25 protein-coding genes are annotated in these 23,394 nt (G+C 71.4%); 7 read left to right on the top strand and 18 right to left on the bottom strand.

Going from position 1 to position 23,394, the window contains the following annotated elements:
* Window position 1 precedes the first annotated feature (1 nt).
* Window positions 2-1,171 (top strand): MFS transporter, encoded by a 1,170-nt coding sequence (locus OH804_RS03410; protein ID WP_406062667.1) that lies wholly within the window; start codon window positions 2-4, stop codon window positions 1,169-1,171.
* A 16-nt stretch (window positions 1,172-1,187) separates the two neighbouring features.
* Here OH804_RS03410 and OH804_RS03405 read toward each other — a convergent pair whose 3' ends face one another.
* Complete coding sequence (locus tag OH804_RS03405) at window positions 1,188-1,484, bottom strand: chorismate mutase (RefSeq protein WP_406062665.1); 297 nt, start codon at window positions 1,482-1,484, stop codon at window positions 1,188-1,190.
* 77 nt (window positions 1,485-1,561) lie between these two features.
* Between OH804_RS03405 and OH804_RS03400 the strand changes: the two genes are divergently transcribed.
* Both OH804_RS03400 and OH804_RS03395 read left to right on the top strand, forming a co-directional pair.
* Complete coding sequence (locus OH804_RS03400; protein WP_406062663.1) at window positions 1,562-2,779, top strand: hypothetical protein; 1,218 nt, start codon at window positions 1,562-1,564, stop codon at window positions 2,777-2,779.
* A gap of 16 nt (window positions 2,780-2,795) precedes the next feature.
* Window positions 2,796-3,632: a thioesterase II family protein gene (locus OH804_RS03395; RefSeq protein WP_406062661.1), complete on the top strand. Its 837-nt coding sequence runs from the start codon at window positions 2,796-2,798 to the stop codon at window positions 3,630-3,632.
* Window positions 3,633-3,763: 131 nt separating this feature from the next.
* On the opposite strand, the gene OH804_RS03390 is transcribed toward OH804_RS03395, so the two are convergent.
* The 3 genes from OH804_RS03390 to OH804_RS03380 all read right to left on the bottom strand — a co-directional run bounded on the left by OH804_RS03390 (window position 3,764) and on the right by OH804_RS03380 (window position 6,896).
* Window positions 3,764-5,740 (bottom strand): ABC transporter ATP-binding protein, encoded by a 1,977-nt coding sequence (locus OH804_RS03390; protein ID WP_196925086.1) that lies wholly within the window; start codon window positions 5,738-5,740, stop codon window positions 3,764-3,766.
* A gap of 114 nt (window positions 5,741-5,854) precedes the next feature.
* Window positions 5,855-6,622, bottom strand: a complete 768-nt coding sequence (locus OH804_RS03385) for an enoyl-CoA hydratase/isomerase family protein (protein WP_196924402.1) — start codon at window positions 6,620-6,622, stop codon at window positions 5,855-5,857.
* Window positions 6,623-6,668: 46 nt separating this feature from the next.
* Complete coding sequence (locus OH804_RS03380) at window positions 6,669-6,896, bottom strand: helix-turn-helix domain-containing protein (RefSeq protein WP_007462679.1); 228 nt, start codon at window positions 6,894-6,896, stop codon at window positions 6,669-6,671.
* Between the two features lie 216 nt (window positions 6,897-7,112).
* On the opposite strand from OH804_RS03380, the gene OH804_RS03375 reads away from it, so the two are divergent.
* Window positions 7,113-7,712, top strand: a complete 600-nt coding sequence (locus OH804_RS03375; protein ID WP_406062659.1) for a cadmium resistance transporter — start codon at window positions 7,113-7,115, stop codon at window positions 7,710-7,712.
* A 21-nt stretch (window positions 7,713-7,733) separates the two neighbouring features.
* On the opposite strand, the gene OH804_RS03370 is transcribed toward OH804_RS03375, so the two are convergent.
* A complete protein-coding gene (locus OH804_RS03370) occupies window positions 7,734-9,338 on the bottom strand; it encodes an ABC-F family ATP-binding cassette domain-containing protein (RefSeq protein WP_196924404.1) in 1,605 nt (534 codons plus the stop codon).
* Between the two features lie 255 nt (window positions 9,339-9,593).
* Between OH804_RS03370 and OH804_RS03365 the strand changes: the two genes are divergently transcribed.
* The gene (locus OH804_RS03365) at window positions 9,594-10,517 is read left to right on the top strand and encodes a neutral zinc metallopeptidase (RefSeq protein WP_196924405.1); all 924 of its coding nucleotides are present in this window, start codon (window positions 9,594-9,596) and stop codon (window positions 10,515-10,517) included.
* Between the two features lie 138 nt (window positions 10,518-10,655).
* Window positions 10,656-11,648: a DUF6454 family protein gene (locus OH804_RS03360; protein ID WP_196924406.1), complete on the top strand. Its 993-nt coding sequence runs from the start codon at window positions 10,656-10,658 to the stop codon at window positions 11,646-11,648.
* A gap of 66 nt (window positions 11,649-11,714) precedes the next feature.
* On the opposite strand, the gene OH804_RS03355 is transcribed toward OH804_RS03360, so the two are convergent.
* From OH804_RS03355 to OH804_RS03295, 13 genes are all read right to left on the bottom strand, one after another.
* The gene (locus OH804_RS03355) at window positions 11,715-12,074 is read right to left on the bottom strand and encodes a YybH family protein (protein ID WP_406062655.1); all 360 of its coding nucleotides are present in this window, start codon (window positions 12,072-12,074) and stop codon (window positions 11,715-11,717) included.
* Between the two features lie 46 nt (window positions 12,075-12,120).
* Complete coding sequence (locus OH804_RS03350) at window positions 12,121-12,420, bottom strand: muconolactone Delta-isomerase family protein (protein WP_196924408.1); 300 nt, start codon at window positions 12,418-12,420, stop codon at window positions 12,121-12,123.
* Between the two features lie 92 nt (window positions 12,421-12,512).
* The gene (locus OH804_RS03345) at window positions 12,513-13,160 is read right to left on the bottom strand and encodes an acVLRF1 family peptidyl-tRNA hydrolase (RefSeq protein WP_196924409.1); all 648 of its coding nucleotides are present in this window, start codon (window positions 13,158-13,160) and stop codon (window positions 12,513-12,515) included.
* A 210-nt stretch (window positions 13,161-13,370) separates the two neighbouring features.
* Window positions 13,371-14,003 carry a LysE family transporter gene (locus OH804_RS03340; RefSeq protein WP_196924410.1) on the bottom strand — a complete coding sequence of 211 codons (633 nt, stop codon included), beginning with the start codon at window positions 14,001-14,003 and terminating at the stop codon, window positions 13,371-13,373.
* A gap of 483 nt (window positions 14,004-14,486) precedes the next feature.
* Window positions 14,487-15,077, bottom strand: a complete 591-nt coding sequence (locus tag OH804_RS03335) for a TIGR03086 family metal-binding protein (RefSeq protein ID WP_406062653.1) — start codon at window positions 15,075-15,077, stop codon at window positions 14,487-14,489.
* Window positions 15,078-15,258: 181 nt separating this feature from the next.
* Entirely contained in the window at window positions 15,259-15,705 is a 447-nt protein-coding gene (locus OH804_RS03330) for a metal-sulfur cluster assembly factor (RefSeq protein WP_196924411.1), read from the bottom strand.
* 147 nt (window positions 15,706-15,852) lie between these two features.
* Window positions 15,853-16,326: a Fe-S cluster assembly sulfur transfer protein SufU gene (gene sufU / locus OH804_RS03325; RefSeq protein ID WP_091403700.1), complete on the bottom strand. Its 474-nt coding sequence runs from the start codon at window positions 16,324-16,326 to the stop codon at window positions 15,853-15,855.
* On the bottom strand, window positions 16,326-17,630 hold the full coding sequence (locus OH804_RS03320) for a cysteine desulfurase (protein ID WP_406062650.1): 1,305 nt from the start codon (window positions 17,628-17,630) through the stop codon (window positions 16,326-16,328). The genes sufU and OH804_RS03320 overlap by 1 nt, the downstream gene beginning before the upstream one ends.
* 20 nt (window positions 17,631-17,650) lie before the next feature.
* On the bottom strand, window positions 17,651-18,424 hold the full coding sequence (gene sufC, locus OH804_RS03315; RefSeq protein ID WP_112677399.1) for a Fe-S cluster assembly ATPase SufC: 774 nt from the start codon (window positions 18,422-18,424) through the stop codon (window positions 17,651-17,653).
* Complete coding sequence (locus OH804_RS03310) at window positions 18,424-18,750, bottom strand: non-heme iron oxygenase ferredoxin subunit (RefSeq protein ID WP_091403693.1); 327 nt, start codon at window positions 18,748-18,750, stop codon at window positions 18,424-18,426. The genes sufC and OH804_RS03310 overlap by 1 nt, the downstream gene beginning before the upstream one ends.
* Window positions 18,750-19,895 (bottom strand): Fe-S cluster assembly protein SufD, encoded by a 1,146-nt coding sequence (sufD, locus tag OH804_RS03305; protein ID WP_406062647.1) that lies wholly within the window; start codon window positions 19,893-19,895, stop codon window positions 18,750-18,752. Before sufD ends, OH804_RS03310 begins: the two co-directional genes overlap by 1 nt.
* Before the next feature lie 88 nt (window positions 19,896-19,983).
* A complete protein-coding gene (gene sufB / locus OH804_RS03300; RefSeq protein ID WP_074312771.1) occupies window positions 19,984-21,414 on the bottom strand; it encodes a Fe-S cluster assembly protein SufB in 1,431 nt (476 codons plus the stop codon).
* Window positions 21,411-22,211: a helix-turn-helix transcriptional regulator gene (locus OH804_RS03295; RefSeq protein ID WP_406062644.1), complete on the bottom strand. Its 801-nt coding sequence runs from the start codon at window positions 22,209-22,211 to the stop codon at window positions 21,411-21,413. The genes sufB and OH804_RS03295 overlap by 4 nt, the downstream gene beginning before the upstream one ends.
* Window positions 22,212-22,309: 98 nt before the next feature.
* Between OH804_RS03295 and OH804_RS03290 the strand changes: the two genes are divergently transcribed.
* Entirely contained in the window at window positions 22,310-23,275 is a 966-nt protein-coding gene (locus OH804_RS03290; protein ID WP_196924414.1) for a heme A synthase, read from the top strand.
* Window positions 23,276-23,394 lie beyond the last annotated feature (119 nt).

The following is a 23,394-nucleotide window of genomic DNA, read 5'->3' as shown; positions in this document are numbered from 1 at the left end:
GATGCGCCGGGTCTACCTGCTCGCGCTCGGGTCGTTCGCGATCGGCACCGACACGTTCGTGACCGCCGGCGTGCTCCCGGCCATCTCCGGCGACCTGCACGTCTCGGTCGCCGCGGCGGGGCAGCTGGTCACCGTCTTCGCGGTGGCGTTCGCCGTCTTCGCGCCGCTCGCGGCTGCCCTGCTCGCCGGGGTGCCGCGCCGTACCCTGCTGCTGGCCGCGCTCGGCCTGTTCGCGGCGGCCAACCTGCTCTCCGCGCTCGCGCCCGACTTCACGGTCCTGCTGCTGACCCGGGTGCTGGCCGCAGCTGGGGCGGCCGCGTACACGCCGACCGCGGCCGCCGGCGCCGCCGCGCTTGTCGAGCCGGAACGCCGCGGGCGTGCGCTGGCCGTCGTGCTCGGCGGCATCACCGCCGCGACGGTGCTGGGGGTGCCGATCACCGCGTACGTCGGCATGCAGCTTGCCTGGCGGGCGACCTTCCTGGTGGTCGCCGGGCTGGCCGTGCTCGCGCTTGTCGCCCTGGCCGTTGTCCTGCCGGCGGTCCCGGCGCCACCGCCTGCGGGGCTGCGCGCCCGCCTCGCCGTCCTCGCCCACCCGCAGGTGCTGCTCGCGATCCTGACCACGGTCCTCTACTACGTCGGCGGCTTCGTGGTCTACACCTACCTGGCGCCCGCCCTGTCCGGCGGCACCGCCGTGACCGCCGCGGCGCTCGCCGGGTTCCTCCTGGTCTTCGGCGTCGCCGGACTGATCGGTAACGCCCTCGGCGGACGGCTCACCGACCGGGCCGGCGCGGCCCCGGTGCTGCTCGGCGGCCTGGCCGTGTTCGCCGCGGCCCTGCTGCTGTTCCCGGCCGCCATCGGATCGGTCGCGGGCACCACAGTGGTCCTGGCCGTCTGGGGCGTGTCGGCCTGGGCGCTGACCGTGCCGCAACAGCACCGGCTGATGGCATTCGCACCCGGAGCCCCGGCCGTCGCGATCGGGCTGAACAGCTCGGCCACCTTCCTGGGGATCGGGCTGTCCGGCCTGGTCGGCGGCGTCGCTCTGGACACGATCGCCGCGCCTTCGCTGGGATACCTCGGCGGGGCGCTTGTGGTGGCCGCCCTCGGCGTGGCCGCGCTGCAGACGGTGACGAGCCGCCGCGTCGCGGTTCGGGCCGCACCGATGCGGGCATGACGCGGTGCCGCAGCGATCAGTCGCCGGAGACGCGATGATGCTCGACGGTCTCCATGTCGATGAACGCCTGGATCATGCCCCGGTAGATCCGCTCGATCAGGTCCGGGTCCGCGCCGGCCGCACCGGCCAGGGCCCGCACCCGGGCCACCACCTGCGCCACCCGCTCCGGCGCCCGCACCGCCTGCCCGTCGCTCTTGAGCGGGGCGGCCTGCCGGACCAGGTCCGCGCGCCGAGCGAGAAGGCCGACGATCTCGGCGTCCAGTTCGTCGATCGCGGTGCGGATGCCGGCCAGCGCCGGCTCGGTGTCTGCCATGCCGGAAATCTTCGCACGAGCCACCGGATGCCCGGTTCGCTGTCATCCGGGCCGCTGACACACGGGAGGAGGGGCCGATGACCCCGACGACACCGCTCGGCCACCGACCGGCGGCCCGCCTCGCCGGCGAGCACCTGCTGCCGTGGCACATCGCCGTGGAGAAGGCGCGGCTGCTGGAATACCAGCGGATGCGACTGCTCAGCGAGCAGGAGGCGGCCGACATCGGCCGGTTGTTGCACGACGCCGGGCGCGCCGTGACGATCACCGGCGCCGGGACTGCGCCGGACGTCGCCACGGCGCTGGAGCAGTGGGCCCGCGAGCGGCTGCGGGACACCCCGGGCCGATGGCACGCGGGCGGCGGCCGGACCGACGTGCGGGCCTGCGCGGAGGCGCTCTTCACCCGGGACCGGCTGGCCCGGGCGGGGGATTGCCTGGTCGCGCTGGGCCGGTCCGCGGTGGCGCTCGCCCGGCGCACCACGCATCTGCCGATGGCCGGGCCGGACCGGCAGCTGATCACACCCGGGTTCTACTTCGCGGCGGTCGCCGACCAGGTGGTGCGCTCCGGGCGGCGGCTGCTGTACACGTACGACCTCGGCAACACGGCCGCTCTCGGCGCGGGCGACGGCAACGGTCAGGACCCGGCCTTCGACCGCGACCGGATGGCTCGCCTGCTCGGTTGTGCCGCCGCCACTCCGCACGCCCTGGCTGCCGTCGCCTCCGGATCCTGGATCCTCGAGCCGGCCGGTGAGCTGGCCACCGTCGCGGTCGCCGTCAGCCGGTACGTCACCGACCTCAGCGCCTGGGGCGACGCCGGGTACCTCGACCTGCCCGGCGAGATCGCGGGAGTCGCGACGGACCGGCCCTTCCCGGTCCTCGACCAGGCCCGGGTCCGGACCTCTCACCTGATCGCGCTCGCCACCGCCCTGTCCCTGAGCCGGCGCGGCGTTGCGTTCGGCGCTGGCGCACCGGCCGCTGTCGACCACCGGCTGCCCGAGCTCTTTGACACGTTCGACGGGATGATCCGGCTGCTCACGGCCGTCTTCGACCGTCTGGAGTTCCGCGCCGATCGGATGCGTGCCGCCTGCGAGCAGGGCGTGGACGGCGACGTCGACAGCGCTCTGCACCGCAACCTCACCGGCGGCTCGGCTCATCCCGACGCGGTCCGGGCGCTGAGCACCCGGCAGTTCTCCGAGCTGGGGGAGATCAGCCGCGGCTGGTCCGAGCGGGCCGCCGTCCGCCGTGCCGGGCTCGCCGAGGCCGACCGGCTGCTCGGCCTCGGCCACCTCACTCCCTGATCCGGCGAGGACCTCCGTGACCACCGAGCCCACCGCCCGGGGCGGCTGCTCCGTCCCAGCACGTCGCGACCCGCTCACCGACCTGGGCGCCGCCATCGGAACCCGATGCCGTGCCACCGATCCGCTGCTGGTGTGCGTCCCGCACGCCGGCGGCGGCCCGGCCGCGTACCTCCCGCTGGCGCGCAGCCTGGCGGCCCACGACGTGCCGATACGGATCCTCGGGGTGCGCCCGACGGGCCGGGAGGTGGCCGCCGACCAGGGCGCGGCCGGCCTAGACGACCTGGTGCGGGACCTGGCCGAGGAGGTCACCGGCCGGGCCGCCGACGCCCCGGTGCTGGTCCTCGGCCACTGCACCGGCGCACCGGTCGCCCTGCACCTGACCCGGGCCCTGGAGTCGCGCAGCGTCCCGGTGGACCGGCTGATCCTGGTGGCGCGGCTGCTGCGCTCGACCGACCCGGCGGACTACGTCGTGACCGGCGCCGGGCTGAGTTACGCCGAGATCGCCGACCAGCTGGTCACCGGCCCGTGCGGGGCACACGAGCAGGATCCGGCGGGCCGCGCCGCCCTGGCCGAAGCGTTCCGGCGGGATACCGCGCTGGCCACGCACGCCCTGTACCAGGCCCTCGACGACGTCGACGGGCACCGGGTCGCCGCGCCCGCGACCGTGGTCCTGGCCCGCGACGACACTCTGACAGCCGACTACCCGGCGGCGGTCGGCAACTGGGACCTGTTCCTGCCCCAGCGGCGCCTGGTCCTCGTCGAGCACGGCGGCCACTACCTCAACGTCACCCGCCCCGACCTGCTCGCCTCGGTGATCGAACGGGACCTGGCCGCGCTGCGCCCGCCCCCGTAGGAGCCGGCCGTGTGCCGGCGGGCGGGCGCGCGTACGGCCTGTTCGCCTGCACGCCGTTGGCCGGCACCATCGCTGCCTTCGTGGCGGACTGAGCCGAGCACACCCGGTGTCGACGGCCCGGTCGCCAGACGTCAGTTGGCGGCGGCGGGCGGCAGCACCTCGTCGGCGCGGTACGTGCCCAGCGGCATGACCACCGGCTCGGGGCCGGTCGCGTCGACGAACGGGGTGGGCGAGTCGGCGACCGCGAACTGGGTCCGGTACAGCTCGGCGTAGAGCCCGCCGACCGCGACCAACTCCTCGTGCCGACCCCGCTCGACGATCCGCCCACCGTCGAGGACCAGGATCTGGTCGGCGTCGCGCACTGTGGAGAGCCGGTGCGCGATCACCAGCGCGGTACGCCCGGCCAACGCCACCGACAGGGCCCGCTGCACCGCCGCCTCGCTCTCCGAATCCAGGTGGGCGGTCGCCTCGTCGAGGATCACGATCGACGGGGCCTTGAGCAGCAGTCGGGCGATCGCGATGCGCTGCTTCTCGCCACCGGAGAACCGGTAGCCGCGCTCCCCCACTGTGGTGTCCAGACCGTCGGGCAGCGCCCGGACCAGGTCGGCCACCTGCGCACCGGCCAGGGCAGCCCAGATCTCGTCGTCGGTGGCGTCCGGCTTGGCGTAGCGAAGGTTCTCGGCGATCGTCTCGTGGAACAGGTGCGAATCCTGAGTGACCACACCGATCTCGTCACGCAGCGAGGCGAGCGTCGCGTCGCGCACGTCCACCCCACCGACGAGCACCTGCCCGTCGGTGACGTCGTAGATCCGGGAGATGAGCATCGACAGCGTCGACTTGCCGGCCCCGGACGGACCGACCAACGCGACCATCTGCCCCGGCTCGACGCTGAACGAGACCCCCTTGAGCACCGGCTCGTTGACGGTCCGGTCGAGCGTGGCGACCTCCTCCAGCGAGGCGAGGGAGATCTCGGCGGCACTCGGGTAGCGGAACCGCACGTCGCGGAAGTCGACCCGGCCGGCGCCCCGGGGCACCGGCACCGCGTCGGGCTTCTCCACGATGCCCGGCTTGAGATCGAGCACCTCGAAGACCCGGTCGAAGGACACCAGCGCGCTCATCACGTCCACCCGGACGTTGGAGAGCGCGGTGAGCGGCCCGTACAGGCGGGTGAGCAGCAGCGCGAGCGTCACCACGGTGCCGGCGCTGACGCCGCCGGTCACCGCGAGCCAACCCCCGAGCCCGTAGGTCAGCGCCTGCGCCAGTGAGGCGACCAGCAGCATCGCCACGAAGAACGTGCGGGAGTACATCGCGGACTGGATGCCGATGTCGCGGACCCGCTCGGCCCGGTCGCCGAACCGGCGGGCCTCGATCTCGGGCTGGCCGAAGAGCTTCACCAGCAACGCGCCGGCCACCCCGAACCGCTCGGTCATTGTCGCGTTCATCTTGGCGTCGAGGTTGTACGCCTCGCGGGTGATGTCCGCCAGCCGCCGACCCACCCGGCGCGCCGGAATGATGAAGATCGGCAGCAGCACCAGTGAGAGCGCGGTGATCTGCCAGGAGAGGGTGAACATCACCGCAGCGGTGAGCACCAGCTGGATGACGTTGCTGACCACACCCGACAGGGTGGAGGTGAACGCCCGCTGGGCGCCGAGCACGTCGTTGTTGAGCCTGCTGACCAGGGCGCCGGTCTGGGTACGGGTGAAGAACTGCAACGGCATCCGCTGCACGTGGTCGTAGACCCGGGTGCGCAGGTTGAGGATGATGCCCTCGCCGATGCGGGCCGAATACCACCGTTGGGCCAGCGACAGCAACGCGTCGGCGACAGCCAGCGCGGCGATGAACAGGGCCAGCCGCACCACGAGCCGGCCGGCCTCGGTGCCGCCCCGGTTGATCGCGTTGATCACGTCGCCGGCGAGCACCGGAGTGGCCACGCCGATGATGGCGGCCAACACCACTGTGGCCAGGAAGACGATGATGTCGCGCCGGTAGGGGTGGGCGAAGGCGACGATGCGGCGGGCCACCCCCCGCTTGAGCCGGTGGGTGGAGACCTCGTCGCGGTTGCGCATCGACCGGAGCATGCTCCACCCGGCCATGCCACCGCCGGACATCGGGTTGGACATCGCTCACCTCCGGGTTGCCGGGCGGACCGCACCGTCAGGTCAATTCTCCCGACGAGTGTGACAACCTCGGTCGTAACCCGGATCTTCCCGTGCGGTCCTTACCTATTCTCCAGTGCCAGCCAGGTCACGCAGCCGACGGGTCTGCGCCTCCCGCTCGGCGCGCTGCTGGTCGGCGTGCGACCGCCCGGCCGCGCCGGCGAGCAGGGCCTTGATCTCCACCACCGCGTCGCGTGCCCCGGAGAGCAGGCCGGCGGTCAGGTCCCGCACCGCGCCGTCCAGCTCCGCCGGAGGCACGACCAGGGTGGCCAGCCCGATCCGGTCCGCCTCGGCGGCGTCCAACCGGCGGCCGGTCGCACAGATCTCCAACGCCCGCGAATAGCCGACCAACTCGACGAGGCGTTTCGTGCCGGCCAGGTCGGGCACCAGGCCGAGGGTCACCTCGGCCATCGACAGCTTCGCGTCCGCGGACAGTACTCGCAGGTCACAGGCGAGCGCGAGCTGGAAGCCGGCGCCGATCGCGTGGCCCTGAACGGCAGCGACGGAGACGACATCCGGCCGGTGCAGCCAGGTGAAACCGGCCTGGAACTCCGCGATGCGCTCGGCGCACTCCTGCTCGGGCAGCGTGGCCAGCTCAGCGAACGACCCCGGGCCGGAGGCGCCGGCCACCGCGAGGTCGAGGCCGGCCGAGAACGCGCGACCCTCACCGCGGACCACCACCACCCGCACGTCGCCGGGCAGATCGCGGGAGAAGTCGCTCATCGCTCGCCACATCGCGGGCGTCTGGGCATTGAGCACGTCGGGCCGGCACAACGTCACCGTGGCGACCGGCCCGTCGCAAGTCAGCCGAACCCCGGTCGCCTCGGCGGTCACCGGACGTCCCGGGGCGCGGCGCTGGTGAACGACGCTGAGGGGCGGGTCACGCCTTCTTGCGGCGCCGGGCGCCACCGCGCTGACGCAGCTGCACGCCGGACTCGGTGAGCACTCGGTGGATGAACCCGTAGGAACGGCCGGTCGAGGCCGCCAACGCGCGGATGCTCTCCCCCGAGGTGTACCGCTTTACCAGGTCCTTGGCGAGCGTCTGACGCTCGGCTCCGACGATCCGGCGACCCTTCTCAGTGCTGGTGGCTGTGCCAGTGGCTGCCATGCTGTGTCCTCACGTCCCAGACTGTGCGGTTCGGATACGGTCCCACCTATTAGACCGCCTCGGACGATCATGCGCCAGATATCAACTCTTCGCCAACCGACACGCTATGCAATGTCAGCTTCCCGATAGAGTGATCCTGGCGATCGGGCCCGCCGCGGCGTCCGGGCGTACCGCCGCCGGAAGCTGACGGCTGGCGACAGCCCGTACCCTTCGGTCGTGATCGACCTGTTGACCACCGCGGGCGCGGCGGCGGTGGTCTTCGCCGCCACCGACATCGACGACATCGTCATCCTGACGCTGTTCTTCGTCGCGGCCCGCACCACCGGCCGACCCCGCACCTGGGAGATCGTCGCCGGCCAATACCTCGGCATTGGCGCGCTCGCGGTGGCCAGCGCGGTGATCGCGGGCGGGCTCCTGGTCGTGCCCGACCCGTGGACGGGGTTGCTCGGCCTGCTGCCGATCGCGCTCGGCGTACGCGCGCTGCGAAGTTCGGGCGACGACGAGGCGCCTGCGGTCGTCACCGGAGCGCTCGGCGTGGCCGGGGTGACGATCGCGAACGGCGCCGACAACGTCGCTGTCTACGTACCCGTCTTCCGGGCCCTCGGTGTGGCCGACAGCGTGGTGTTCCTGCTGGTCTTCGTGCTGCTCATCGCGCTGTGGTGCGTGGCCGGGGCCTGGCTGGGCGGGCACCGGAGGGTGGTCCGGCTGGTCGAGCGCACCGGCGCCTGGCTGGTGCCGACGATCTTCATCGCCATCGGTCTGGTGATCCTGGTCAGCTCCGGCGTGCTCGGTCGACTGGTCGACCTGCTCGGCTGAGAGCCGACCGGGCCTCCTCGGTCAGGCCAGCTCGACAAGTTCGAGCAGGTCGTCGCTCCAGGCGTCCTCGTCGCCGTCGGGCAGCAGGATGGCCCGGTCCGGCTTGAGCGCCAGCACCGCACCCGGGTCGTGGGTGACCAGGACGATCGCGCCCGGGTAGTTGGCGATGGCGTCGAGCACCTGCTCCCGGCTGACCGGGTCGAGGTTGTTCGTCGGCTCGTCGAGCAACAGCACGTTGGCGCCGGAACAGACCAGGGTGGACAGGGCCAGCCGGGTCTTCTCGCCACCGGAGAGCACACCGGCCGGCTTGTTCACGTCGTCACCGGAGAAGAGGAACGCGCCCAGGATCTTGCGCAGGTCGGTGTCGGACTGCTCGACGGCGGCGGCGCGCATGTTCTCCAGCACCGTCCGCTCCACGTCCAGCGTCTCGTGCTCCTGGGCGTAGTAGCCCAGCCGCAGGCCGTGGCCCGCGTGCACCTCGCCGGTGTCCGGGCTGAGCAGCCCACCGAGCATCCGCAACAGGGTCGTCTTGCCGGCGCCGTTGAGCCCGAGGATGGCCACCCGGGAGCCCCGGTCCACCGCCACGTTGACGTCGGTGAAGATCTCCAGCGAGCCGTACGACTTGGACAGGCCAGTCGCCGTGAGCGGCGTCTTGCCGCACGGCGCGGGATTGGGGAAACGCACCTTGGCCACCCGGTCGGAGACCCGCACCTCCTCCAGGCCGGAGATCAGCTTCTCGGCACGACGGGCCATGTTCTGCGCGGCCACGGTCTTGGTGGCCTTGGCCCGCATCTTGTCGGCCTGCGCCATCAGCGCACCGGCCTTCTTCTCCGCGTTGGCCCGCTCCCGGCGGCGGCGCCGCTCGTCGGTCTCGCGCGCCTCGAGGTACGCCTTCCAACCCAGGTTGTACACGTCGATGACCGACCGGGTGGCGTCGAGGAACCAGACCTTGTTGACCACCGACTCCAGCAGCGCGCCATCGTGGGAGATCACGATCAGGCCGCCCTTGTGGTTGGCGAGGAAGCCCCGCAACCAGGTGATCGAGTCGGCGTCGAGGTGGTTGGTGGGCTCGTCGAGCAGCAGGATGCCGCCACCGTTCTCGCCGGCGTCCCGGAACAGGATCCGGGCAAGCTCGATGCGGCGCCGCTGACCGCCGGAGAGGGTGCCGATGGTCTGGGCGAGCGCCCGGTCCGGCAGGCCGAGGTTGGCGCAGATCCGCGCGGCCTCAGCCTCGGCCGCGTACCCGCCGAGGGCGGCGAACTGGTCCTCCAGCGCGCCGTACCGACGGACCAGCTTGTCGTTGGCGTCCTCGGCGAGGCGGGCCTCGACCTCCTGCATCTGGGACATCAGCACGTCCAGGCCGCGCGCCGAGAGCACCCGGTCGCGGCCGGTGACCTCCAGGTCACCCGTGCGCGGGTCCTGCGGGAGGTAGCCGATGGCGCTGCGCTGGTCGATCTGGCCGCCGTACGGCTGCCCCTCGCCGGCGAGCACCTTCAACGTGGTGGTCTTGCCGGCGCCGTTGCGACCGACCAGGCCGATCCGATCACCGGGCTGTACGCGCAGGGTGGTGTCGGACAGCAGGATCCGGGAACCGGCACGCAGTTCCAGGCCGGTGGCAGTGATCATGTTTGCGGGCTCGCTCTCGGGGTTTGGAAGGCTGACTCGGGGCACGCGAAACGGCCGGCGGGCTCAAGGGCCCGACGGCGCGGGGCGGTTCAGCCTTCGCAGCGCAGCACCCGACAAGTGTACCGGGCGCCCCGGGACGGCCCGCCCGGATTACCGATCAAGATCATCGGGTACCGGAACGCCTGTCCGGACCCCGTCCGGCACTCGATGGACGAAACGACACATACTTACCGGCATACGGCGATCGGGGTCACCATGGAACTCAACGAGCGGGCCGAAATCGACACCTCCCAGGTCAACGACGTGGGCCGCGGTGGCGGATCCGGCGGCGGCGGCCTCGGCATCCCGATCCCCGGAGGCGGCGGTCGAGGCGGCATCATCGGCATCGTGGTGGCAGTGCTCATCGCGCTGCTCGGCGGCGGCTTCGGCCTCAACGCCATGACCAACGGCGACGAGGGCGGCCAGGCCGGCGGCACCGACCTGGAGCAGCTGTGCTCCCGCGACAACCCCGAACGTCTCGACGACGCGCGCTGCCGCAACGCGCTCTACGTCAACAGCATCCAGGCCTACTGGCAGACGGCGTACCCGGAGCTGGGCAACGGCAAGTACGAGCCGACCGACACCAACTTCTTCCAGGCCGCCGTGAACACCGGCTGCGGACAGGCCGACTCGGGCGTCGGTCCCTTCTACTGCCCCGCCGACAAGCAGGTGTACATCGACCTGAGCTTCTACGACGAGCTGGCCTCCCGCTTCGGCGCCAAGGGTGAGTTCGCCCAGCCCTACGTGCTCGCCCACGAGTACGGACACCACATCCAGAACCTGCTCGGCACCAACGCCAAGGCCGGCCAGGGCGATCAGAGCGGCCCCCGCTCCGCCTCGGTGCGGCTGGAGTTGCAGGCCGACTGCTACGCCGGCGCCTGGGCCAAGCACGCCACCGAGAGCAAGGACAAGACCGGCCAGGAACCGTTGTTCAAGTCCATCACCCAGACCGACATCAGCGAGGCCGTGCAGGCCGCCGAGGCGATCGGCGACGACAGCATCCAGGAGCGCTCCGGCGGCCGGGTCAACCCCGACCAGTTCACCCACGGCACGTCCGAGCAGCGCAAGCGCTGGTTCACCCAGGGCTACGACCGCGGCGACCCGAAGACCTGCGACACCTTCGGGACCGACCAGCTCTGACCTCTCCGCAAGATCGTGGCGGGCCCCTCGGCGGGCCTGCCACGATCGTTCCAGGCCATGACACCGCAGCATCAGAGGGCGTTCACGACGGCTACCTACGTTCACCGGGTCCCCGCAACCCGCTGTGAAGAGGTAACGATGAAGACGACCACCAGGTGGACCCTGGCCGTCGGCGTGGCCCTGACCGCCGTCCTCGGTGGCGCCGCCACCGCCCAGGCCACCGGCCCGGCAACCGGGCACCCCGGCGTGGGCCACCCCCGCGACACCGCGCTCGCCACCGCATTCGGCGCCGTGGACCGCAACACCTCCTGGCAGCAGACCGGCAAGCTGAAGCTGAACTTCCCCACGTTCCACACCGAGGGCATCGCCTTCGCCGGCGACCGGATCTTCCTCTCCTCGGTCGAGATCATCGAACCGACCGTCAAATACCCCACCCCGCAGAACGGGTACGACCGCAGCCCCGGCAAGGGGGTGGGCCACCTGTTCGTCATGGACCGCCAGGGCAACCTGCAACGCGACATCGTCCTCGGCGAGGGCGACATGTACCACCCGGGCGGCATCGACTTCGACGGGACGAACATCTGGGTGCCGGTCGCGCAGTACCGCCCCAACAGCAGCACGATCGTCTACCGCGTCGACGCCTCCAGCCTGCGGGTGCACAAGCAGTTCGAGGTCACCGACCACTTCGGCGGCGTGGTCCTCGACAAGACCAACGGCCACCTCGTCGGCAACACCTGGGGATCGCGACGCTTCGCGGAGTGGAACCTCCAGGGCAAGCAGCTGCGGACCTGGGACAACGAGAACTTCTTCGTCGACTACCAGGACTGCCAGTACGTGCCGAACGGCAAGATGATCTGCGGTGGTGTCACCAACCTGCCGCAGACCCCTGCCGCCGGGGGCAGCAACGCCACCTACGAGCTCGGCGGCCTGGCCCTGATCGACCTGCACAGCCATGACGTGCTCCGTGAGGTGCCCTTCCAGCAGTGGTCCACTGCCGGACACGTGGCTACCCGCAACCCGGTCAAGCTCGCCGCCGACGGCAACCGGCTCACCATGTGGGCCGCGCCGGACAACGGCGAGGAGGGCAACGGCACCGAGATCCTGACCTTCCAGGCCACGGTCGCCCGGTAGCCACCGCACCACCGTCGGCCGTCCCCCACCCCGGCCCGGGAGGGGATGGTCGACGGCGGAGCCGGGTCAGGCGAGCCGCGAGACCTGGTAGTGGCCGATGAGCCAGTCGCCCTCGACCCGCCGCAGGAGCACGCCGAGGTTGACGGTCAGGGCCGGCCGGTCGGTGAAGCCGAACTCCACCTCCAGGTAGCCGAGCACCACGTCGTCGGCGAGACGACGGATCTCCCGGATGTCGTACGCGGCGGTCAGGCCGAGCGGCTGGGCGGCGTAGTACGCGGCGACGCCGGCCGGGCCGACCGTGTACGGCTGCAACCCCTGGAAGATCGCGTCGTCGGTGAAGCACGCCGCGACCCGATCGGGCTCGTGGGCGTCGACAGCCGATTTCCACCGGTCGAGGACGGTTCGCAGAATCTGGGCCTCGGACATGATGCTCTCCCTGTTGGCGGACGGTGTCATGGCGTGCCTTCCAGGCTCAGCGAGGCGGCTGACCCGGGTCGTTCGGGTGCGGCGTCAACGGCGTCACGGTCTCGCGCCGCCAGGCGCGCAGCGGCATCGACGCCAGCACGACTTCCAGCTCATCGGCGTCGGCGGCCTGGAACAGCCCCCAGGTACGCCACTCCCCCGGCGCCAGCGGCGGCCGCCACAGCCGCAGGAGGCTGCCCTGCGCCGTCAGCTCGGCCGAACGCGCCGCCTCACGCGCGCGCATGTCGGCGACCCCGTCCTCCGAGGTTCCCTGCGGCACCGTCGTCACCATGTCAACCAGAAACTCCACGCGCCCATCCTCCGACCGCCAGCCGGGCGGCACGCCGCGAACCCCGTTCCAGGTGGCGGTCGTCTCCCCTCGGACGCCGGGGATCGCCGAGGTCAGTCCGGGTCGCGCACCAGGATCCGCACCGCCCGCGCCGCACCCACCGCCGCGACCAGCACCGCGTGCCGGGGCTCCGGCACGTCGAGCAACCGCTCCGCCCGCAACGGCACGAGCGGGGCCAACCGCCGGTCGGCAAGCACCCCGTCCACCGCCCGCCGGTCACCACCGCAGACCAGCGCGGCCAGCGTCGCCGCCTCCGGCAACAGCAGCCGTACGGCCAGGTCCGCCGCGTCACCCAGCGCCGCCTTCGCCTGGTTGTCACGTCGGCGGGCGAACCGGTGCTGCGACCATCCCCCCGCTGCGGTGCGCCCCTGCACGTACCGGGTGTCCACCTTGGAAACGACGAGATCGGCGCCCTCGGCCACCCCGAGCGCCACCGCGCCCTTGCGGGCCAGCAGCAGACCGATCCGGCGGGGCATGACGGCGGAGGCCACGAACCCGGCCACATCCACGCCCGCCGACGCACCCGGTGGGGCGTACAGCTCGGCGGTCGCCCCGTCCGGGGCGGCGAGCAACAGGCCGTACTCCCGCGCGCTGGCGGTGGGCGGGCCGTGCCGGTCGGCGAAGCCCTCGACCCAGCGGCCGACGCGGGCCGGGTCGACCTCGACCCACCGGCCTCCGCCCGCTGCGGGTCGACTGGTCACCGCCCGACCGTACGGCACAGCGGACCCGCCCGGACCCCCGGGCGGCACGCGGGCCCAGAGCGGTCAGGCGGGCCTAGCATGGTCAGGCGGGCCCGGCATGGTCAGGCGGGCCCGGCATGGTCAGGCGGGCCCGGCATGGTCAGGCGGGCCCGGCATGGTCAGGCGGGCCCGGCACACTCCGGCGGGCCCGGCACACTCCGGCGGTGACCGCTAGCTCGGAAGCAGGGCGGCCACCGCCAGCGCGGCGATGAGCGCGCTGGAAACCAGGCCGGTGACCAGTCGGCCGCGCGGCCCGGTCAGCGCCCGACCGACCACAGTGCCACCGCCGGCGATGACCAGTTGCCAACTCGCCGACGCCAGGAACACCCCGGCCACGAAGAGCGCCACGGCGAGCATCCCCGAGTCGGCCGTGTCCCGACGGCCGAGGACCAGCGCCGTGAAGTAGAGGACCGTCATCGGGTTCAGCAGTGTCAACCCGAGCAGCGCCGCGTAGGCCCGCCCCGGGGTACCCATGCCCTGACCGGCGCGCGCCGTCGGTGGTCGCCGCGAGCGGTGCGCCGACCAGGTCCGCCAGAGGCCGTGCCCGGCGAGACCCAGCAGGACCACGGCGGCGACCACCCGCAGTGGCCCGGCGACCGGCGCGATGACCCCGGCCAGGCCGGCGCCGCCGAGCACTGCCACCGCCGCGTAGAGCCCGTCGGCCGTCGCCACGGCCAGCGCCGCGGCCGCACCAACCCGAAACGAGGTACGGGCGCTGAGCCCCAGAATGAGAATCGCGATCGCGCCGACGGGAATGGCGACGCCGTAGCCGGCGACCAGGCCGGCGAGGAACGCCCCGGTCACGGACGTCGGTGGCGGGTCGAGGTTCGTCCCCGGAGCGGCCGCTGTCGACGCACGGCAGTCGCCGCACGGACAGGAACCTGCATCGGGTACGCCTCAATCACACGCGCATCCTCCGCGCCGAACCCGCACGCCCGCCACCGATTTTCCCCGCGCCCCGCGCCCCGCGCCCCGCGCCCCGCGCCCCGCGCCCCGCGCCCCGCGCCCCGCGCCCCGCGCCCCGCGCCAAGATCTCCGCAACTTCCCGGATGTTGCTGCCTCCGACACGCGGGAGACAGCAACATCCCTGATATTGCGCAGATCCTGACGACGCACAGCGCCCCCGGGAGACCGGAAGGGGATTTGGGACGCACAGCGCCGCCACGATCGTGCTCGAAGCAGGATGTAGTGGCCTCGGCGACGCACCGAGGCCACTACATCGATGATCGAGCGCGATCGTGGGTTGTTCCGGGGTCGGCCGACCGAGCGGAGCCGAACGTCAGGCGGTCAGCGGGGGTTGCGACCGAGGTAGGAGAGCAGGGCCGCGACATCGTCGGCCTCGGGGGTGGGGTCGATCGCCGGGGCGTACGCGCCGTAGGCCCGCAGCGGCTCGACGATCTGCCGGGCCACCACCAGTAGAGGGCGGGCCAGTTCGGCGTCGAGCGGGGACGGCTGGCCGGTGGCCACCGCGATGTCCCAGGCGTGCACCGCCGCATCCAGGGCGCACGCTACGGCGCCCACCTCGGCCGGCAGCTTGCCCTGAGGCAGCGGCGTGGGCACCTCCGTGGCGTCGTCGGCGACGCTCTTCCAGGCCCGGGCGGACGCGTTGAGGGCGGCGCGCAGGTCGGCCAGTTTGTCGCCGTCGATCCGACCGGAGGGCGCGAACGGGTCCTCCGTCGGCCCCGGACCGCCGTTGATCGCCGACGCGAAGGCGAGCTGGTCGCCGGTCGCGTGCTGAAGCACCTGGGTGACGTTCCACCGTTCGCACGGGGTGGGCCGCTCCCAGGCGTCCGCCGGAACCCCCTCGACGGCCGTACGAAGCGCCTCGTGCGCCTGCTCGAGCACGATCCGCCACTGCGCCGCTGCCATCTCGCTCATCGTCCTGCCCTCTCCGCCGGTCTCCTGCGAGCTACCTCGCCCACATGCGGAGCGGAATGTTCCGCTCCGTTCGATGAGTTCAGCTTAGCAGACCGGAACGATCCGTTCCACTACTTTCGGGCCTGGAAACGCATCGAGCGCGGTACCCGTCCGGGTACCGCGCTCGACGAAGTGGATCGGGTCAGACGTTGAAGCCGAGGGAGCGGAGCTGGTCCCGACCCTCGTCAGTGATCTTGTCCGGGCCCCACGGCGGGAGCCACACCCAGTTGATCCGGATGTCGCTGACCAGGCCGCCGCCGGGGCCGGTGGTCAGCGCCTGCCGGGTCTGGTCCTCGATGACGTCGGTCAGCGGGCAGGCCGCCGAGGTGAGCGTCATGTCCAGGGTCGCGACGTTCTCGTCGTCGACGTGGACGCCGTACACGAGGCCCAGGTCGACCACGTTGATGCCGAGCTCCGGGTCGACGACGTCCTTCATCGCCTCCTCGATGTCGGCGATCATGGCCTTGCTGACGCCGCCCGCAGGAGCGGCGGCGTCACCGGTGCCATCGGTCGTCGCGGCGTCGGTCTGCGGCACCACCGTGGTGTCACCGGCCTCCGGCGTCGCCTCAGTGGCGGTGTTCTCGCTCATGCCGTCCCTCCGCTTCGCTCCGTGACGCCATGAGGCACCAACGCGCTGAACCGCTGATTCGCTCGCTGACGCTCGCTCATGCCGTCCCTCCGCATCGCTGTGTGATGCCACAGGGCACCACGGTGTCATTCGCTCGCTGACGCACCGTCACGCCTTCACCTCCGGGCTCACGCCCACACCGGCGCGTGCCGCGGCGTCCTTGAACGCCATCCACGGCAGCAGCGCGCACTTGACCCGGGCGGGGTAACGGGCCACACCCGCGAAAGCAACCCCGTCGCCGAGCACGTCCTCGTCCGGCGTGACCTGGCCACGTCCGGACATCAACTCCACGAACGCCTCGTGCACCTCGAATGCTTCCCCAGCACCCCGACCCCGCAGCAATTCGTGCAACACGCTCGCCGACGCCTGGCTGATCGAGCAGCCCATCCCGTCGTACGAGATGTCGTGCAGCACCGTGCCGTCGGTCGCCACCCGCACGGTGACCTCGTCACCGCAGGTGGGGTTGACGTGATGCGCTTCCGCGACCTGGTCGCCCGGGTCGTCGGCGTCGCGCAGACCACGCCCGTGCGGGCGCTTGTAGTGGTCCAGGATGATCTCCTGGTAGAGCTGGTCGAGCTGCATCAGTCGAACACCTTCCGCACCTGCTCCAGACCGGCCACCAGAGCGTCGATCTCCTCGGTGGTGGTGTAGAGGTAGAACGAGGCCCGGGTCATGGCCGGGACGCCGAACCGGCTGCACACCGGCTTGGCACAGTGGTGACCCACCCGCACCTGCACGCCGAGCGAGTCGAGCACCTGACCCACGTCGTGCGGGTGCACGTCACCCAGCGCGAACGAGATGGTGCCGCCCCGGCCCACCGGCACGGTCGGGCCGAAGATCCGCAGGTCCGGCACCGAGCCGAGAGCGTCCAGCGCGTACGCCGTCAGCTCCTTCTCGTGCCACTGGATGGCCTGCATCCCGATGCCGGTCAGGTAGTCGACCGCCGCGCCGAGCGCGACCGCCTCGGCGATCGGCGGGGTGCCCGCCTCGAAGCGGGCCGGTGGCGCCGCGAACGTCGAACGGGCCATGGTGACCGTCTCGATCATCGAGCCGCCGCCGAAGACCGGCGGCATGGCCGCCAGCAGCTCACCCCGACCCCAGAGCACACCGATGCCGGTCGGACCGCACATCTTGTGCCCGGTGAAGACGATGTAGTCGGCGTCCAGGTCGACCACGTCGATGGGCAGGTGCGGCACCGACTGCGAGCAGTCCAGCAGCAGCAGCGCGCCCACCTCGCGGACCCGCGCGGTGATCCGGGAGGTCGCGTTGACAGTGCCGAGGATGTTGGACATGTGCACCAGCGAGACGATCTTCGTCCGTTCGGTGACCAGATCCTCCAGGCCCGACTCGTCCAGCCGCCCCTGGTCGGTGACCGGGAACCAGCGCAGGGTCGCGCCGGTCCGCTCGCAGAGCAGCTGCCACGGGACGATGTTCGAGTGGTGCTCCATTTCGGAGATCACCACCTCGTCACCGGGCCCCAGCCGGAACCGGGGGTCGGCGTCCGGGCGCAGCGAGGCGTTCGAGAAGGCGTACGCCACGATGTTGATCGCCTCGGTGGAGTTCTTCGTGAACACCACCTCGTCGGTGCTCGGCGCGTTGATGAACGCGGCGACCTTCGCCCGCGCCCCCTCGTACGCCTCGGTGGCCTCGGTGCCCAGGGTGTGCACCGAGCGCGACACGTTGGCGTTGTGCCGCGCGTAGTGCTCGTCGAGCACGTCGAGCACCTGGCGGGGTTTGTGCGAGGTGTTGGCGCTGTCGAGGTAGACCAGCGGGTGTCCGTTGACTTCCCGACCGAGGATCGGGAAGTCGGCGCGCACCCGGGCCACGTCGAAACGCGGCACTTCGTCGTACTGCGGCATCCCCGAAGGGATCGCGATGCTGGTCATCTCGGCAGCGCCTCTCCCGCTCAGGCCTTGGCCGTGCCGGCCCCGGCGGCGTACCGCTCGTAGCCCTCGGCCTCAAGCTTGTCGGCCAGCTCCGGGCCGCCCTGCTCGACGATCCGGCCGGCCACGAAGACGTGCACGAAGTCCGGCTTGATGTAGCGCAGGATCCGGGTGTAGTGGGTGATCAGCAGCACGCCGGTGTCGCCGTTGTCGCGGACCCGGTTGACGCCCTCGCTGACCACGCGCAGCGCGTCCACGTCGAGACCGGAGTCGGTCTCGTCGAGGATCGCGATCTTCGGCTTGAGCAGCTCCAGCTGGACGATCTCGTGCCGCTTCTTCTCACCACCGGAGAAGCCCTCGTTGACGTTGCGCTGGGCGAACGCCGGGTCCATCTGGAGACGCTCCATCGCGCCGCGCAGCTCGCCACCCCAGGTACGGAGCTTCGGCGCCTCGCCGTCGATGGCGGTCTTCGCGGTCCGCAGGAAGTTCGCCACCGAGACGCCGGGCACCTCGACCGGGTACTGCATGGCCAGGAAGAGGCCGGCGCGGGCGCGCTCGTCGACAGTCATAGCCAGCACGTCCTCACCGTCGAGGGTCACCGTGCCGCCGGTGATCTCGTACTTGGGGTGACCGGCGATCGAGTACGCCAGGGTGGACTTGCCGGAACCGTTCGGGCCCATGATCGCGTGGGTCTCACCCGACTTCACGGTCAGGTCGACGCCGGCCAGGATCGGCTTGAGCTCACCCTCGGGCAGCTTGACCGACACCTTCAGGTCGCGGATCTCCAGGGTGCTCATTATCGGGTCACTCCATTACTCGGCGTCAGGCTGAGGTAGATGTCGCCGTCGCGGACTTCGACGGGGTAGACGGGGACGGGTTCGGTGGCGGGCAGGCCGGTCGGCTCGCCGGTGCGCAGGTCGAAGCGCGAGCCGTGCAGCCAACACTCGAGCGTGCAGCCGTCGACCTCACCCTCGGAGAGGGCGACCGAGGCGTGCGAGCACTCGTCGTACGCGGCGTAGAAGCCGCCGTCCTCGCCGTGCACCAGGGCGATCGGCGTGCCGTCGACGTCCGCGCTGATCGCGGTGCCCTTCGGCACGTCCTCGGTGGAGCAGATGCGGATCATCAAGCGCCCGCCTTGGTCAGCCGGGCCTCGATCGCGTCGCCGAGGCTCTCGCGCAGCGACTCCACCGGGATCTTGTTGATCAGCTCGGCGAAGAAGCCACGGACCACCAGCCGGCGGGCCTCGCTCTCCGGAATGCCCCGGGCCATCAGGTAGAACAGCTGCTCGTCATCGAAGCGGCCGGTCGCGCTGGCGTGGCCGGCGCCGGCGATCTCGCCGGTCTCGATCTCCAGATTGGGTACGGAGTCCGCCCGCGCGCCGTCGGTGAGCAGCAGGTTCCGGTTGATCTCGTACGTGTCAGTGCCCGTCGCCTCGGCCCGGATGAGCACGTCACCCACCCAGACGGTGTGCGCGCTCTCGCCCTGCAGAGCGCCCCGGTAGCCGACGTAGCTGCGGCAGTCCGGGACGGTGTGGTCGACCAGCTGCCGGTGCTCCAGGTGCTGGCCGGAGTCGGCGAAGTAGACGCCGTACAGCTCGGCCTCGCCACCCCGCCCGGCGTATTCCACGCTGGTGAACTGCCGGACCAGGTCGCCACCCAGGGACACCTGGATGTGGATGGCCTTGGCGTCCCGGCCCAGCTTGATCTTCAGGTGCTGGGCCTGGACCGCGTCGTCGGCCCAGTCGGCGACAGTGACCAGCGTCAGCTTGGCGCCGTCGGCCACCGCGACCTCGACGTTGTCGGCCAGCGTGGCCGATCCGACGTGCTCCAGCACCACTGTCGCCTCGGCGAACCGGCCCACCTCGACGAAGGTGTGCCCGAACGACGGCTGCTCGACGCCCTCGCCGACCACCCGCAGCCGCACCGCCTCACCGAGCACCACGTCGGGCGCCACCCGCAGCAGCAGGGCGTCCGCGGCGGCACCGTACGCCAACGCGCTGACCCGGTCGACCGGGGTCAGCACGCTGCCGACCCGATCGTCGTCACGGCCGACGCGGGTGATGGCGACGCCCTCGGGCAGGTCGCCGTACTCGTGTCGGACCGCGCCGGTAGCGGCCGGCGCCTCACCTATCAGGCCGCGGAGGCGCTTGAGCGGGGTGAAACGCCACTCCTCCTCCAGGCCGGTGAGGGCCGGGAAGTCGGCGACGTCGTACGAGCGCAGCGCCTGCGACTTGGTGCTGGGCGGCGGCGCGGAAGCCTGGGTAGTCATTTCTTCCTTGGTCTGTCTGTTCCGTGACGACGAGTTGGGGCCGGGTGTGGCGGGCCGAGGTTTCGGCCCGCCACGGGGAGCGGCGGCGTCAGCCGACCGCGCCCTCCATCTGAAGCTCGATCAGGCGGTTGAGCTCCAGGGCGTACTCCATCGGGAGTTCCTTGGCGATCGGCTCGATGAAGCCACGCACGATCATGGCCATCGCCTCGTCCTCGCTCAGGCCCCGGCTCATCAGGTAGAAGAGCTGGTCGTCGCTGATCTTGGAGACGGTCGCCTCGTGCCCCATCGACACGTCGTCCTCACGGATGTCGACGTACGGGTAGGTGTCCGAGCGGGAGATGGTGTCGACCAGCAGCGCGTCGCACTTGACAGTGCTCCGGCTGTGGTGCGAACCCTCCAGCACCTGCACCAGACCCCGGTACGAGGTGCGGCCGCCGCCACGGGCGATCGACTTCGACACGATGGTCGAGGAGGTGTGCGGCGCGGCGTGCACCATCTTGGCGCCGGCGTCCTGGTGCTGACCCTCGCCGGCCATCGCCACCGAGAGCACCTCGCCCTTGGCGTGCTCGCCGGTCATGTAGACCGCCGGGTACTTCATGGTCACCTTGGAGCCGATGTTGCCGTCGACCCACTCCATGGTCGCGCCCTCGTGGCAGACGGCGCGCTTGGTGACCAGGTTGTAGACGTTGTTCGACCAGTTCTGGATGGTCGTGTAGCGGCAACGCGCGTTCTTCTTGACGATGATCTCCACGACCGCGCTGTGCAGCGAGTCGGAGGAGTAGAGCGGCGCGGTGCAGCCCTCGACGTAGTGCACGTACGCACCCTCGTCGACGATGATCAGCGTCCGCTCGAACTGGCCCATGTTCTCCGTGTTGATCCGGAAGTAGGCCTGCAGCGGGATCTCGACGTGCACACCCTTCGGCACGTAGATGAACGAGCCACCGGACCACACCGAGGTGTTCAGGGCGGCGAACTTGTTGTCGCCGACCGGGATCACCGTGCCGAAGTACTCCTTGAAGACGTCCTCGTGCTCGCGCAGCGCGGTGTCGGTGTCCAGGAAGAGGACGCCCTGCTCCTCAAGGTCCTCGCGGATCTTGTGGTAGACGACCTCCGACTCGTACTGCGCCGCGACACCGGCGACCAGCCGCTGCTTCTCCGCCTCCGGGATGCCCAGCCGGTCGTAGGTGTTCTTGATGTCCTCGGGCAGGTCCTCCCAGCTGGTGGCCTGCTTCTCGGTGGACCGCACGAAGTACTTGATGTTGTCGAAGTCGATCCCGGTGAGGTCCGCGCCCCAGGCCGGCATCGGCTTACGGCCGAACAGCCGCAGGCCCTTCAGCCGCAGGTCGAGCATCCACGCCGGTTCGTTCTTCTTGGCCGAGATGTCCCGCACCACCGCCTCGTTGATGCCGCGCTGGGCGACCGCCCCGGCGGCGTCCGGGTCGGACCAGCCGTACTCGTACCGGCCCAGGGCGGCGAGCTGCTCTTCCTGGGTCAGGGGCTGGACGATCTGCTCGGTCATCTATCTGTCCTCACAGTGGTTACGGGATTACCGGATTGAGCGCGGCCCGGCTGGGTCGGGATGTGCGTGGTGCACACCCCGTCGCCGTGCGCGATGGTGGCCAGACGCTGCACGTGGGTGCCGACCAGACGGGAGATAACCGCGGTCTCGGCCTCGCACAGCTGGGGAAACTCGGCGGCCACGTGCGCCACCGGGCAGTGGTGCTGACAGAGCTGGCCGCCAGAGGCGATCGTGGTCGCATTGGCAGCGTAACCCTCGGCGGTGAGCGCTGCGGCGAGTGCCTCGGCTCGGGCGAGAGGGTCGTCGCCGGCGTCCTCCATGGCCGTCCGACAACGGGACTCGAGAGCGGACACCTGCTCGGTGGCGAACGCCTCGACCGCGTCCGAGCCGCCACTGCGGGCGATCCAACGCAGCGCGGCGGTGGCCATGTTGTCGTAGTGGTGTGTGCCACAGCGGACCCGGGCAGCCTCGGTCAGGAGGAACACCTTGGCCGGGCGCCCCCGCCCCCGACTGCCCTGCACGGTCTGCTCTCGGGCGTACACGTCACCGTCGGCGAGCATCGCGTCCAGGTGCCGGCGGATCGCCGCCGGGCTGAGCCCGAGGGCCGCGCCAAGCTGTGCGGCGGTGGTGGCACCCTGCTCCAGCAGCAACTGGGTGACCCGATCCCGGGTGGAGATCTCGGCCGCCGCCGACCCGGCCAGGCCGGCCGACGTGGTCACGACGGGCGCGGAGGCGGGCGCACCGAGGGCCGGTACGGCCGTCGGTTGGTGCCCGGAGAGCGCCGCCGCGTTTTTCACAACGCCAACGTTACGTAATTACCCGGAGGGTCGCAAACCCGGGCCCCGGTGATCCCAACCACCGACTCAACGGAGTCGGACGAACCTCGATCACTACGGTGCGTAGGATTTGCGCCGTGAACCGAATCGTCCGTCCGGTCTCCGGCAACCTGCTGCGCCGCCTCGCGCTCGCCTCGATCATCGCGAACGTGGGCATCGTCGTCACCGGCGGGGCCGTCCGGTTGACCGCCTCGGGCCTCGGCTGTCCCACCTGGCCCCGATGCACCGACGATTCCTACGTCACCACCCCCGAGATGGGCGTGTACGGGGTGATCGAGTTCGGCAACCGGATGCTGACCTTCGCGGTGGGTCTCATCGCGCTGGCCACCGTGCTGGCCGTACTGCTGCACCGGCCTCGCCGACCCGGGCTCCTCGCGCTTGCCGTCGCGGTTTTCCTGGGCATCCCCGCCCAGGCGGTGGTCGGTGGCATCACAGTGCTGACCAACCTCAACCCGTGGGTGGTCGGGCTGCACTTCCTCGCCTCGATGGCGGTGATCGCCGCCGCGTACGCCCTCTGGCGACGCATCGGCGACCCCGACGGCCCGACCGTGGCCGTGGTGCCCACACCCCTGCGTGCGCTGGCCCGGGTCACCACCGGCGTCACAGTGGCCGTGCTGGTCGTCGGCACCTGGGTCACCGGCAGCGGCCCGCACGCCGGCGACCACGGCGCCGCTCGCAACGGGCTCGACCCGGAGACGATCGCGCAGGTGCACGCGGACGGCGTCTTCCTGCTGATCGGGCTGTCGGTGGCGCTGATCTTCGCGTTCCGCGCCGTCGGTGCGCAGCGAGCCACCCGCGCCGCGATCGTCCTGGTCGCCGTGGAGCTGAGTCAGGGCCTGATCGGGTTCGTGCAGTACTTCACCCACCTGCCGGCGATCCTGGTCGGCGCGCACATGCTCGGTTCCTGCCTGGTGCTGCTGGCCGCCCTGGCGGTGCAGTGGTCCACCCGGGAACGCCGCCCGGTCGCGCCGGCCCCCCAGGCCGCCCCGACCGCCGCCGCCACCCCGGTCCCAGCCACCGCCTGACCGCCCAGCCCGCCTGCCGCGCCCGGCCCGCCCGACGCGCGTCGGCCCGCCCAGCGCGCTCCGCGCCAAGATCTCCGCAACTTCCCCGATGTTGCTGCCTCCGAGGCGCGGGAGACAGC

The sequence above is a fragment of the Micromonospora sp. NBC_00860 genome, from assembly GCF_045207375.1.
GTDB classification, from domain to species: Bacteria; Actinomycetota; Actinomycetes; order Mycobacteriales; family Micromonosporaceae; genus Micromonospora; species Micromonospora vinacea.
Note: the sequence above shows the minus strand (reverse complement) of the source record. Positions and strands in the feature narration are given on the sequence as shown.

Bases quoted from the DNA above. Each gene is read 5' to 3' on its own strand.
- OH804_RS03390 (WP_196925086.1), bottom strand. From the start codon at position 5,740: ATGTCCGGCGGTGGCATGGCCGGGTGGAGCATGCTCCGGTCGATGCGC.
- sufC (WP_112677399.1), bottom strand. From the start codon at position 18,424: ATGAGCACCCTGGAGATCCGCGACCTGAAGGTGTCGGTCAAGCTGCCC.
- OH804_RS03330 (WP_196924411.1), bottom strand. From the start codon at position 15,705: ATGAGCGAGAACACCGCCACTGAGGCGACGCCGGAGGCCGGTGACACC.
- OH804_RS03410 (WP_406062667.1), top strand. From the start codon at position 2: ATGCGCCGGGTCTACCTGCTCGCGCTCGGGTCGTTCGCGATCGGCACC.
- OH804_RS03370 (WP_196924404.1), bottom strand. From the start codon at position 9,338: ATGATCACTGCCACCGGCCTGGAACTGCGTGCCGGTTCCCGGATCCTG.
- OH804_RS03400 (WP_406062663.1), top strand. From the start codon at position 1,562: ATGACCCCGACGACACCGCTCGGCCACCGACCGGCGGCCCGCCTCGCC.
- OH804_RS03335 (WP_406062653.1), bottom strand. From the start codon at position 15,077: ATGAGCGAGATGGCAGCGGCGCAGTGGCGGATCGTGCTCGAGCAGGCG.
- OH804_RS03405 (WP_406062665.1), bottom strand. From the start codon at position 1,484: ATGGCAGACACCGAGCCGGCGCTGGCCGGCATCCGCACCGCGATCGAC.
- sufD (WP_406062647.1), bottom strand. From the start codon at position 19,895: ATGACTACCCAGGCTTCCGCGCCGCCGCCCAGCACCAAGTCGCAGGCG.
- OH804_RS03310 (WP_091403693.1), bottom strand. From the start codon at position 18,750: ATGATCCGCATCTGCTCCACCGAGGACGTGCCGAAGGGCACCGCGATC.
- OH804_RS03360 (WP_196924406.1), top strand. From the start codon at position 10,656: ATGAAGACGACCACCAGGTGGACCCTGGCCGTCGGCGTGGCCCTGACC.
- OH804_RS03365 (WP_196924405.1), top strand. From the start codon at position 9,594: ATGGAACTCAACGAGCGGGCCGAAATCGACACCTCCCAGGTCAACGAC.
- OH804_RS03320 (WP_406062650.1), bottom strand. From the start codon at position 17,630: ATGACCAGCATCGCGATCCCTTCGGGGATGCCGCAGTACGACGAAGTG.
- sufB (WP_074312771.1), bottom strand. From the start codon at position 21,414: ATGACCGAGCAGATCGTCCAGCCCCTGACCCAGGAAGAGCAGCTCGCC.
- sufU (WP_091403700.1), bottom strand. From the start codon at position 16,326: ATGCAGCTCGACCAGCTCTACCAGGAGATCATCCTGGACCACTACAAG.
- OH804_RS03380 (WP_007462679.1), bottom strand. From the start codon at position 6,896: ATGGCAGCCACTGGCACAGCCACCAGCACTGAGAAGGGTCGCCGGATC.
- OH804_RS03355 (WP_406062655.1), bottom strand. From the start codon at position 12,074: ATGTCCGAGGCCCAGATTCTGCGAACCGTCCTCGACCGGTGGAAATCG.